Genomic DNA, 12,422 nt, shown 5'->3' with positions numbered 1-12,422 from the left:
CCGGGATGCCGCAAGGCTGGTTCCAGTTTACGCCCGGGACACTGGTGATACCGGCGACGACACGCCCCGCGCCGGAAGAATCCCACATCCGTCACGCTGCCCCGCACAATGCGGAGCCTTGACCGAATCCAATCTTGCCCTACAATCTCCGAATCAGCCCGCGCAGCAAGAAGCCAGCAGAGGCAGTAGAACCGATGGGCAATAGAGTCAAAGAACCAACAACACCAAGAGAACCAACAACACCAAAACCGACAACACCAATGAACCAATAGAAAACATCAGAGACCAGCGGCCAACACCAGAGAAGAAAACCGGCTGAAACACACAATCCCAACCTTACGGCCTACAACATATCCACGCACACCAAAGCCACCCCCGAGGCGAACCGTCCCCGACAGAACCGGACGCAGCATATCTAGACACACCGGCACGACACGCGCAGAAGCCTCAATCCGGCAGCGAACTCTTCCACACCTGCCGTTACGCTACTTATCTCGTAGCGCTACGTGTCGCGTATCGCTTTTACCATTAAGGTATGCACGTCAAACGAGCAAGGGGCCGCCATATGAGGAATGCGTTGAAAATCCTGCGCCGCGATCTGCTGCGCTGGATCAAGGCCCCCACTGCTTGGGTGATTGCTTTCGGATTGTGCTTCATCCCACCGATGTACGCGTGGTTTAACGTGCGTGGTTTCTGGAACCCGTACAACAACACCAACGGCATCAAGGTCGCCGTTGCCAACAACGACAAGGGCACCACCAGCACGCTGACCGGCGATTTGAACGCGGGCAAGCAGGTCGTGGCCGAGCTGAAGAAAAACAAGCAGATCGGCTGGACGTTCATGAATGAGAGCGACGCCTTGGAAAGCGTCGAATCCGAGCGCTGCTATGCGGCGATTATCATCCCGTCCGATTTCAGCGATTCGCTCGTCAACGTTGTCACCGGCAGCGGCGACCGGCCCGAACTGAGCTATTACGTCAACGAAAAAGCCAACTCCGTGGCTACCAAAGTCACCGACACCGGCGCCAATACGCTTGACCAGCAAATCAACAGCAATTTCGTGTCCACGGCAAGTAAGGCGATTGTCAATATCGTCAACAAAACCGCCGACACTCTCGATGATCAGGCATCCACCGCGGGAGGGAGCGCGGCCAAAGACCTCAGGACCACGTCCAACAATCTGGCGACCATACGCCAGACCATGACCGACCTTGACACGACACTCGCGCAGGTACCGACGAAAACGGCGGCAGCACGCGCGTCCTTGAACACCGCAACCCAGCTGGCGACCCAAGCCGGCAACGGACTGACAGGCACCTCGCAACTGCTGAAAACCGCGCAGACCAGCATCAACACCTTCACATCGGAATCCTCAACCGCACTTGACACCGGCTCAAGCCTGCTGTCGCAAGCCAGTTCGCAGACCAGTCTCACCGTCGCCGCCCTTGGCACGGCGCTGACCAAGGCGAACGGCTCGGTCCAGACCGCGCTCGACGCCGCCCAGAACGTCAGCGACACGAACGCCACCATCATCACCGAACTGACTGAGCTGAACACCGACCTCAACAACGCCGGAGTCGCCACCGACGCCGGCACTGCGGCGCTCAAACGCCTCCAACAGCAGAACGACAATCTGCAAGGTTCCATCAGCGATTTGAACAAACTGAACCGTGACATCAACGACACGGTCACCGCCGGCACTACGGCATCACAATCGCTCAACGACGCCACGCAGAACACGCTGCAATCAACCGACAAAGCCCGCAACACCATCAACACGAAGGCCATGCCAAAGCTCAACAGCGGGCTGAGCAGCCTCGCCTCGACCAGCGCAACCCTGAGCGCCCTGGTCACCGGGCAGGATTCACTGGTCGCGCAGGTCAACACCGTGCTTGACCAGCTGGACCAGTCCGCGGCCAGCACGCGCAGCGCCATCAGCAATGCCGGCGACAGCCTTGACCGCGTACAGAACAAGGTCGATACCCTGGCCACAGATCTGACCGCGTTGAGCACATCCAACGCACTGAGCAACATTCTCGGGGAGAACGGCAAACTTGACGCCAAGAAGATCTCCGACTTCATGCTCTCCCCCACCGTGCTCTCCACAAAAACCCTCTACCCGGTGAATTCGTACGGTTCCGCGATGGCGCCCCTGTTCACCGCGCTCGCCCTATGGGTGGGGGCTTTCGCGCTCACCGTGATTCTGCGCACCGAAGCCGACGACGACGGCATCGAGAACATCACCCCGGGCGAACGCTACTGGGGCCGATGGTTGCTGCTCGCCATCCTCGCCGCCGGGCAAGGCATCACCACGACGGTCGGCGAAATGCTGCTCGGCGTGCAGGCGGTCAATCCGTTTGCGTTCGTAGGCACCGGCATCATCGTCGCGCTCGTCTACCACAGCATCATCTACGCACTGGCCACCACCTTCCTCCACATCGGCAAAGGCATCGCCATCGCCTTGGTTATGGTGCAGATTCCGGGCGGAACTGGCTTGTACCCCATTGAGATGATGCCGAGCTTCTTCCGCAAGGTGTACCAACTGTTCCCGTTCACTTACGCAATCGGTGCGCTGCGTGAATGCATCGCCGGCTTCTACGACGGTCAATGGCTCGACGACATCGGCAAACTCATGATCTTCGCCGTGGCGTTCTTCATTCTCGGCCTGTGGTTGCGGCCGAAAACCGCCAATCTCAACCGCCTGTTCACTCGCGAACTCGAAGAAGGCGACATGGTCGTCAGCGAGAAGATGGAGATGCCCGGCCGCACGTACGGTCTGACGCAGGTCATCCGCGCGCTTTCAGGCAGGGACGAGTACCGCGAGCATATTGAGCGCAGGGCCGCCCGCTTCACGATGCTCTACCCGAAACTCAAGCGCGCCGCACTCATCATGGGCATCGCCGTGCCGGTGATTCTCGCCGTTGTGCTGTCCATTCTCACGCCCAGCAGCAAGGTCAACGCCATGGTCATCTGGCTGATCTGGATTCTGCTCATCATGGGATTCCTCATGACAATCGAACTCATCAAAGACAATATCGAACGGCAGACGCGCCTGGGCAATCTTGACGAAGCCGCAATCCAGCAAATCCTGCTCGACGAGCAGGACAGTCGCCCGAGCCGCATAGGAAGGCATTCCGCATGAAAACAGTGAAAACAGCATGGAAACTTTTCACCGGTGATATGCGGCGCATGTTCAGCAATGTTGTCTCGGTGATCATCGTGATCGGGCTTGTCGTCATCCCCGGCCTGTTCACCTGGTTCAACGTCGCTGCCGCGTGGGATCCGTTCGCCAACCTCAACCAGTTGAAAATCGCCGTCGCCAACACCGACAAGGGGTATAAGAGCAGCCTTGTCCCGGTGAAGGTCACTGTCGGTGACAGCGTGGTCAACGCGCTGCGAGCCAACAATCAGCTCGACTGGACCATCACCACCAAGGACGATGCGATTGACGGAGCGAAATCCGGCAAATATTATGCGGCCGTAGTCATCCCCTCCAGTTTCAGCAAGGACATGATGACGTTCTTCTCCGACGACGTGCAGCATGCGAAACTCACCTACTACACGAACGAGAAAATCAACGCCGTCGCCCCGAAAATCACCGGACAGGGTGCCGATCAGGTGGCTGCGCAAGTCAACCAGACCTTCGCGCAGACCATAGCTACGGTCGCGCTGAGTGTCGCCAGCGACCTGTCCGATGAGCTTGGCAGCGAAAAGGCATCGAAACTGCTCACCACATTCAACGCGAATGTGGGCGATATGGCAACGCAATTGGGCGACGCCGCATCCATGCTCAACACCTTCGCCGGGCTTACTGACACCGCGCAATCCTTGATTTCCAGTTCTGACCAACTCGTGGACAGCGTCTCTGCAAGCGCGAAAAGCGCAAGCAGCTCGCTGAAAGACACCAAGCAGGGCACCAGCGACATCACCAGCGCCCTCAACACCGCGTCAAAAGCCATGACCACGGCATTCACCAACTCGAGTTCAAGCTATCAGGCCGTCGCCGATTCCATCGATTCCACGCTCGACAGTGCGGGGACGGGTGCGTCGGACGCGTCCGCGGGGCTCAAACGGCAGGCGGGCATTGTCGACCAGCAAATCACGGAATTCCAAGCGCTCAGGGACAGCATCGCAGGCATCACCGTGCCCGACATGTCCGACACCGCTGCGCACGACCGGCTCGTCACCGCCCGCGACAACATCGTCAAGCAGCTAGACACGGCGATCAGCGCGCAAACCCAAGTGCGAAACGCCATCAATACCGCGGCGACCGCCATCGACACCGGGAAAACCGATGCAGAAGCGAAACGCGCCGAAATCAGCGGACTCGCCAAACAAGCCAAGCAGTCCATCAGCGGCCTGAAAACCAGCTATACCAAGGAAATCAAGCCACAAATCACATCAATCAGCAATTCGATCTCCAGCGTGACATCCACGCTCGCCAGTGGATCGGACACTTTGGACTCCACGCTCAGCGACCTCGATTCCACGTCAAAAACCGCTGGCAAGGCGCTGTCCAACATGCGCAGCGTGCTGACATCCACCGCGCAACTGCTCGAGAAGAACAGCACCAAACTGAATGATTTGAACAGCAAGCTGGCGCAGGCGCTCAACAGCGGTGATATGAGCGAGGTGCGCAGCGTGCTCGGCAATAATCCGGAAACGCTGGCCGCGTCGCTTGCGGCACCGGTGAAACTCAACCGTAAGGCACTGTTCCCTGTGGAGACCTTCGGCACCGGACTCACGCCGTTCTACACCTTCCTGCCCCTGTGGGTCGGCGCGCTGCTGATGGCGGTGACCCTCAAGACGCAAGTGTCGGCGCGTATCCGCAAAGAGCTTGGCGACCCGAAGCCCAGAGTCCTGTTCTTCGGGCATTACGGGGTGTTCGCGGTGCTGGGGCTGCTGCAAAGCACCTTCTCATGCGGCGGCACGCTATTGTTCCTGCGCGTGCATGCCGTGCACCCGCTCCTGTTCATGCTCAGCGGGTGGCTCAGCTCGCTGGTCTACTCGTTCTTCATGTATGCGATGGTTGTGAGCTTCTACAACGTCGGCAAGGCGATCGGCGTCATCATGCTCGCCATGCAGATTTCCGGCTCCGGCGGCGGCTACCCGTTGCAGGTTTTGCCTGATTTCATCACATGGATCAGCCCGTTCCTGCCGGCCACGCATTCGATTATGGCGATGCGAGCGGCAATTGCAGGCATCTACAACAACGACTATTGGATCGCCATGGGCAAGTTGGCGCTGTTCATCATCCCGGCGCTGCTTGTGGGGCTGGTGATTCGCAAGCCGGTCATGCGGTTCAACCGCTGGTACGCGCACACGCTCGAGGCGACCAATGTCATCCAGTAGGTGATGCGGCGTAGGTGAAGTGATGCAACGTAAGTGATGCGGCTGCCGAATCTGTACGTGGGGCTCGCGTGGCAGGCCACGAGGCGAGTCGCGTGGTGGAGCGTGCGGCAGGCTACGCGGCAAGTCGCGCGATGGAGCGCACGGCAGGCGGACGAGCGAACAGAGAGTAAGAAGAGAGCGGGAGAGAAACATCATGGACGACAATTCGTCAGCATCGAGACGGCCTGGCGCCTCGACCACGTTGGAACAGGCGACTGTCTCGGCGGTGGCTTCGGCGCAAACCCCGGAGCGGGCAGCGCAACGAGCCCAGTCGCGAGCGCATATCCAAGCGCACTTGCAACGCGGCGAACGGCGTCGTGAGGAAACCGACCGGAAAATTCTGCAAGCGACACTGCAAATCGTGGCGTCACAAGGCATCGGGGCGGTGACCATCGAGGAAGTGGCGCGGCGTAGCGGAGTCGCGAAAACCACGATTTACCGCCGGTATCGCAACACCGACGACATGCTGCATCGTCTGCGCACCATGCAATGGCCTGAGAGTATCCTCGATACCGCGGACCTTGAGCCGAATCGCGGCAATCTGCGGCGAATGCTCGAATCCATCACCAGCCAGTTCGATGAGGAAATCGGGTTGAAAGCCGTCGGCGTGGTACTGTCGGCGAGCAACGGGTATTTTGAGCAGATTGTCGCGCAGGTGATTCAGCCGGTCGAGCAGCACGTCAGCGACTTCTTCATCCGCGGGCAGCAGGCGGGAGTGTTCCGGAGCGGCTTGGATCTGGGCTTTATCTTCGCGACCATAATCGGCTCGATGATGGCGAACCACGCACTCACCGAGGAGACGAGCGCATCCTGGGCAGTGAAGATGACCGACCTGCTGTGGCCGATGATCGCGGCGTAGCGAGCGGGGGTGGTTGCGGGCCGAATCATGTCCCCACCCGCCCGCCATGCGACCGCCCAGTCACACCGCAGGCAGATAGCCCCGGGAACACCGGCCACCGCCAACCTATCTTCCCGCCATGCAACAGACCAGTCACACCGCAGCCAGCTACCTCAACCAACGGGCTGAATCACGGCGATACCCGCCCGCCATGCAACAGCCCGGTCGCACGGCAGACAGATAGCACACCAGACAGCCGGAACCACATCAGTATCTGGCCACTATGCAACAGCCCAGTCACACCACGGGCGGATACCCCGGGAACACCGGCCACCGCCAACCTATCTGACCGCTATGCAACAGCCCAGTCGCACGGCAGCCAGATACCTCAACCAACGGGCTGAATCACGGCGATACCCGCCCGCCAGGCAACCGCCCGGTCGCACGGCAGACAGATAGCACACCAGACAGCCGGAACCACATCAGTATCTGGCCACTATGCAACAGCCCAGTCACACCACGGGCGGATACCCCGGGAACACCGGCCACCGCCAACCTATCTGACCGCTATGCAACAGCCCAGTCGCACGGCAGCCAGATACCTCAACCAACGGGCTGAATCACGGCGATACCCGCCCGCCAGGCAACCGCCCAGTCACACGGCAGGCAGATACCAAGCTCACCAGTCGAAAACGCAACGCTAACCGCGCACCGTGCGACACGCCAGTCACACCGCGGGCGGATACCCCGACGACACCGGCAACCACAGCGTGAATCCCAACCGTCGTGCGACAATCCAGTCGCACGGCAAGCAGATAGTCCCAGGAACACCGGCCACCGCCAACCTATCTTCCCGCCATGCAGCTCAGCAGTCGCACCACGGGCAGCTACCACACCCATCAGGCCGAATCATGCCCCCATCCGCCCGCCATGCGACCGCCCAGTCACACCACGGGCAGATAGCCCGGCTGGCGGGCTGAATCATGACAATACCCATCCGCCATGCAACGGCCCAGTCGCACCGCGGACGGATAACCACCAAATTCCAAGGAAACAAGCCGGGTATCCGGCTGCTATGCAACCCAACAGTCACACAGCAACCAGAATCCCCGGCAAGACAACCCGAAGTCGCATAACTCCCAACCCGGAACACGACAACAGGCCACCTCAACCGGCACAGCCCCTTGGGCCAGCCGCGGCGGCGACAACAACCAACCAGTCATCAACCAGTCAGCATCAGCGCCGCCACAGACATCTACGGGACAATCCGCAGCTTCCGCCGACGATAGGCGACATCAGCTAATGCGCTGAGTTGAATGCACCCAGCCGCAGCTTGCCCCGACACCTCGCGCCATCAACCGCGACATTGACGTGGTTGGCAACAACCGTCACATTCGCAGCAATCCATTGCCCCATTGCCGTACGCCAATCCGCAGCTTGCCTCCCACCCATCCCTCGCGACCAACGCACCTTGCACGCCCCGTCCACTGCGCATCTCCCGTACAGCACAGTTCTATCGGCGGCCCTCCAACTTCATGCACTCAATGAACCAGCCCAACGCGGTGCGCAGATTGTTGTGATCAATGTCGCGACTGTGCTCGCGGAAATGCTTGTCGGCATTCAGCACCGCGCTGATCCGCAGGGCATCATCCAGGGTCCTGCACGAGAGAATGCAGTCGGGGACGGCGTTCATCGTCCGGCGGGAACATCCCATGCGGCTGAGAGCGGCGTGTGAATGCGACAAAACCGAGCAATACCGATTCTGAGTGTTTGCCGAAAGCGGCTTCGGCGTGCCGTCAGCGGTCTTCCGCATACGAGAGCCCGAGTTCTTGAGCATGTCACGGAAAGCGGTCTCGTTGCGTGCGGCGCGGGTCGTCTTTTGAACCGTGCCGTTATGATGTGGGGGAAGTGGTTCGAAGGCAGGAAGCAGCAAATCCGGCTTTGGATCGAGATCCTTCTCACCCACCCCGAAGATGTAAACACTACCGTACTGCTCTTCCATTTGTCCGCGAACGCGTTCCGCCTCATCACGGCCATACCATACAACCCTATCGCTCGGGGATTCGGAAATGTCGTATTCACCATTATTCGAGCAGACATAAAAATGGATGTCATCGCGAGTGTCGTCATGATAGACATCAATCCAAAATTCGTTTGCCTTGCTGAAGCGTGCCATCAGTCTCTCCTTAGTCCGTAGGTTTCCACGCCGGTCGATGCCGCTTGTTGACTTCGCGGCGTCGTCCCTCATGACGTAACTACGGGACAATCCGCCGATATCGGGGACACTCCGGCGTGTCGCATGGAATTCCGCGGTTTTCTGAAGACTTTTTGTTGCCGCAATGACGACGGATATCAGCGCTGCGAAGCGGATGGCGGGCAACGCGGACGGCATCCCGATGGGCACCGATGCGGTACAGCGGGAGACCACGCACGGGATTGCTAGTATCTGCGGTATCTGTAGTACCTGCCGGAAGGTATCTCGCTTATTTGTGTTCGCTGCGGACCGATACCGGGAGTACGACCGTTGATATTCCGCAGATCGTACTCGCGATATCGGGCGATGACGAACACAGATAGCGCAGATACGCTTCGGGATGTACTACAGATAGGCGAGATACCGATGCCGACAGGCGCCAGCACACAGGGCACGCCCCGCTGACTTCCACTCAAATCCCAGCCGCTCAGTCCCGGGATACGCGGACCGTCACACTGCGAGCGGATCCTCACACGGAGACCTCTTCGGACCAACAAGCAGGCCGATTCCGACCGGCAGACCGTCACACTGCGAGCGAATCCTCACACAGTGACGCCCCCAGACCAGCCAATCAGCTGATTCCCGCCGACAGACCGTCACCATGTGAGCCAATCCTCACACGATGACACCCAACATCACCCGGCTACAGGAACCGTGGCACCATGACCCCCACCGTGTGAGCGAATCCTCACACGGAGACGCCCTAGCACCTCCAAACCGGCCAATTCCGACCATCAAACCGGCACTATGCGAGCCAATCCTCACACAGACACCCTGCCAGCCATCCAGACAACCGATTCCAGTCAGTCAACCCGTCACCATGTGAGCGAATCCTCACACAATGACGCCCGACATCGCCCGGCTACAGGAACCGTGGGGTCTTGACCGTCACACTGCGAACCAATCCTCACACGATGCGGCGCCAAGTCAACCAGCCGGTCAATCCTGTCCATCCAATCATCCGCGATGCAACAGCACAGTTACATGACAGACAGATACCGGTACGACCAAACCCCAAAGCCAGCCCTACCTGTCTGCCATGCAACACGGCAGTCGCACCACAGGCCGATTGCCCCTGCAATCACACCGCCGGTCGGCCTAACCTCCCGCCGTGCAACAGCACAGTTACACACCAGCCAGATACCCGCCCCAAACCCGCACCAGAGACCGTAATCCGCGCGCAATGCAACCACCCAATCACACCGCGCGCAGATTACGGTTACGGTCGGCGCCAACAACGAAGCCGAGCCCGGCACCACGCCGCTACTGCATCAACCCAGGCCCGCGAAACCCGCCATATCACTGGGAGGCTTGCTCCCGGGCGGTTTCGAGCGCCTTGTTGAAGGCCTCGGTAGTCCAGCTGGCCCCGGCGACGGTATCCACATCCAGCCCTTTGAGCTTCTTGCCAACCACCACACCGGGAATCGCCTTGGTGAAGGCATCCTGATGCTTCTTGGAAATCGGTGTGAACGGGTGACCAGTAACCTCAACATCCGTGATTTTCTGGTCTTTGACGGTGACCTTCACGTCAATCGAATCCTCGTTTACCGGCCCGTACTTGCTGTTGACGCTGTACGTGCCGTCACGGTAATCGCCGGAATCCTTGCTATCCGCCGAGGCTGACGATGAGGCCGACGCCGACGAGGAAGCCGACCCCGACAGCGACGACCACCCCGACGAACCAGACGAACCAGACGAACCAGACGAACCAGACGAACCAGAAGCCCCATCGGAGCTTGAAGCCCCCGCGGAACCCGAGGCACTCGACGAATCCTCTGGCGCCGCACTCGATTCCCCGGAATTGCCCGCATACTCGTCATTCATCGGAATCGCTTCCGAGCTGCCACAACCACCGAGTAGGGACGCCGCCGCAACCAGCCCGACCGCGGCGATCACCATTGCACGGGTACCACCCCGAGTCATGTTCTTTTTGTCATCGCGAGGGGCATCCCACTTACTCAGGCTTGCATTCGTCCCATCGTCATCGGCTGTGCTTCGTCCGGCCGCGCCTTGGCCGGAGCCGTTACCTGCACTGGTGCCCGGCTCGGCATCACCGCACCCACAGGCACCGCACCCGCAGGCACCACGCCCGATACCAGCGCCCCAGCCGTCAGCACCGCTCGCACCAAGCCCACGCTCGCCAAGCCCAAGCTCGCCAGCCCCAGTCTCGTATCCGCTGCAATCAGGCCGACCGAACATCTGAGATCCTTCCGCCACCACAGGTTCTTCCGCAGCTTCTTCCGTCACCGCACATCGCCCCCGGTTTTGGCCGCTTTGGTAGGGTCCTCGAATTCGACCGGCAGATCGCCGTGCTGCGCGCCTTCCACCTGGGCCCCGGTGGAGGCAGGACGCCCGCCCATCGCCTCGTACCGAGCACGCGCCTCATCGCTGTTCCATTTCTCTCCGACCAGCACACCGTGATTCAGCATGATTTCACGTTGTGCACAGGAAGCGACGAGCGCATCGTGCGTGACCACGATGATTGTGGTTCCCTGCTCGTGCAACGCGCGGAACAGGTCGAGCACGATATGCTCGTTTTTCTCGTCCAGGTTGCCGGTCGGCTCATCCGCGAGGATCAGCTTCGGGCAGTTGATGAGCGCCCGGGCGATGCACACGCGCTGCTGCTCACCGCCTGAGAGCTGGCCGGGCAGATGGTGTGCGCGATCCTTGAGCCCGACCTTGTCGAGCGCTTCGAGCGCCTGCCGTTCATCGACCACGGAATGGTAGTATTGCGCGACCATCACGTTCTCCACCGCGGTCAGATGCGGCACGAGGTAGAACTTCTGGAAGACGAGCCCGATCACGTTCTTGCGCACGTCGGCGAGCTGCCCCGCGTTGAGATCCTCAAGCCGCCGTCCTTCAAGCTTGACCGACCCCTTGGTGGGGGTATCCATGCAGCCGATGATGTTCATCAGCGTGGTCTTGCCCGAGCCCGACGAGCCGACAATCGCCAGCCATTCGCCTTGCGGCACGGTCAGACTCAGATCGTCAACAGCATGCAAATCCCCGTATATCTTCGAGATGTGGTCGAGTTCCAGCAGCATCTGCCCGTTGCCGCCGTTGCGCCCGTTCTGCCCCGCCGATATCGCCGGTCCCGCTGCTTCCGTCGCTTGCGTTACCCCTGCTGCATCGTTGTTCATGATTTCTCCCTGATTATCGCTGATTGCTTTTGATTTCGCGCCACTGACGCCATTCGCGCCACCATCGCCATTCGCAGCACCCATGTCACTCCTCCCTCAGCACGACGGCCGGGTCGATTCGTGAAGCTCGACGCACCGGCGGCACGGACGCCAGCACCGCCACAATCACGCTCAACAGCACTGATCCGACGGCCAGCGGCCAGTCGAAGCCGAGCGTCCGCCCGAACACAGCGGAAGTCAACAACCGCGCGAGCAGATACCCGAGCGCCGTGCCCAGCAGCCCGCCGACCAACCCGTACAGCCCGGATTCCGCATAGAATTCAGCGCCGATGCTGCCCGAGGACGCGCCGAGAGCCTTACGCAGGCCGATTTCGTTGCGCCGTTGGGCGACAATGGACGAGATGGTCGTGGAAACGCCGACCAGCGTCAGGGCGAGCACTACGACCGACACCATCCAGAACAGGGTGCGCAGCATGGTGATGATGCGTGTGTCGGACGAGGTGATTTTGGTGACCTGCTGTGCCTGCACGTGCATGGAAGTCATGTCGTTGATGCTTTTCACGACTTGCGAGACATCCTCTGCGCCCGACGAATATTCGATGACATCAACCCCGCGCGAACCACCGGCGAGCTTGTCGACATCCGAGGCGATCGCGTAGATGATCTCGTCTTCTGAACCGCCCGTGTCGACGATGCCGGCCACGCGGAATTCGGTGCCGCTGGTGTCGAGGATGTCCCCGGAACCGCCTGAAGTCGTGGATGCATCCGCAGACGATGCCGTATCCGTCGCGGAAGAACC

At 60.3% G+C, this 12,422-nt stretch carries 7 protein-coding genes; 3 read left to right on the top strand and 4 right to left on the bottom strand.

From position 1 onward, the window contains the following. Positions 1-565: 565 nt before the first annotated feature. From ACI38B_RS07510 to ACI38B_RS07500, 3 genes are all read left to right on the top strand, one after another. The gene (locus ACI38B_RS07510) at positions 566-3,142 is read left to right on the top strand and encodes a YhgE/Pip family protein (RefSeq protein ID WP_439730190.1); all 2,577 of its coding nucleotides are present in this window, start codon (positions 566-568) and stop codon (positions 3,140-3,142) included. Next, a complete protein-coding gene (locus ACI38B_RS07505; RefSeq protein ID WP_439730189.1) occupies positions 3,139-5,352 on the top strand; it encodes a YhgE/Pip family protein in 2,214 nt (737 codons plus the stop codon). The genes ACI38B_RS07510 and ACI38B_RS07505 overlap by 4 nt, the downstream gene beginning before the upstream one ends. A gap of 193 nt (positions 5,353-5,545) precedes the next feature. Next, positions 5,546-6,250, top strand: a complete 705-nt coding sequence (locus tag ACI38B_RS07500; protein WP_439730188.1) for a TetR/AcrR family transcriptional regulator — start codon at positions 5,546-5,548, stop codon at positions 6,248-6,250. A 1,492-nt stretch (positions 6,251-7,742) separates the two neighbouring features. On the opposite strand, the gene ACI38B_RS07495 is transcribed toward ACI38B_RS07500, so the two are convergent. From ACI38B_RS07495 to ACI38B_RS07480, 4 genes are all read right to left on the bottom strand, one after another. Continuing rightward, entirely contained in the window at positions 7,743-8,405 is a 663-nt protein-coding gene (locus ACI38B_RS07495; protein WP_439730187.1) for a hypothetical protein, read from the bottom strand. 1,377 nt (positions 8,406-9,782) lie between these two features. Then, positions 9,783-10,406, bottom strand: a complete 624-nt coding sequence (locus ACI38B_RS07490) for an FMN-binding protein (RefSeq protein WP_439730194.1) — start codon at positions 10,404-10,406, stop codon at positions 9,783-9,785. Between the two features lie 320 nt (positions 10,407-10,726). Then, entirely contained in the window at positions 10,727-11,527 is an 801-nt protein-coding gene (locus ACI38B_RS07485) for an ABC transporter ATP-binding protein (protein ID WP_439730193.1), read from the bottom strand. A 181-nt stretch (positions 11,528-11,708) separates the two neighbouring features. Next, positions 11,709-12,422 (bottom strand): ABC transporter permease (locus ACI38B_RS07480; protein WP_439730186.1); only part of this gene is annotated, 714 nt, incomplete at its 5' end.

The sequence above is a fragment of the Bifidobacterium sp. genome (assembly GCF_051876855.1).
Lineage (GTDB): Bacteria > Actinomycetota > Actinomycetes > Actinomycetales > Bifidobacteriaceae > Bifidobacterium.
The sequence above is the reverse complement of the archived record's forward strand: the minus strand, read 5'-3'. Positions and strand labels throughout refer to the sequence as shown.

Bases quoted from the DNA above. Each gene is read 5' to 3' on its own strand.
- ACI38B_RS07510 (WP_439730190.1), top strand. From the start codon at position 566: ATGAGGAATGCGTTGAAAATCCTGCGCCGCGATCTGCTGCGCTGGATC.
- ACI38B_RS07505 (WP_439730189.1), top strand. From the start codon at position 3,139: ATGAAAACAGTGAAAACAGCATGGAAACTTTTCACCGGTGATATGCGG.
- ACI38B_RS07500 (WP_439730188.1), top strand. From the start codon at position 5,546: ATGGACGACAATTCGTCAGCATCGAGACGGCCTGGCGCCTCGACCACG.
- ACI38B_RS07495 (WP_439730187.1), bottom strand. From the start codon at position 8,405: ATGGCACGCTTCAGCAAGGCAAACGAATTTTGGATTGATGTCTATCAT.
- ACI38B_RS07490 (WP_439730194.1), bottom strand. From the start codon at position 10,406: ATGACTCGGGGTGGTACCCGTGCAATGGTGATCGCCGCGGTCGGGCTG.
- ACI38B_RS07485 (WP_439730193.1), bottom strand. From the start codon at position 11,527: ATGCTGCTGGAACTCGACCACATCTCGAAGATATACGGGGATTTGCAT.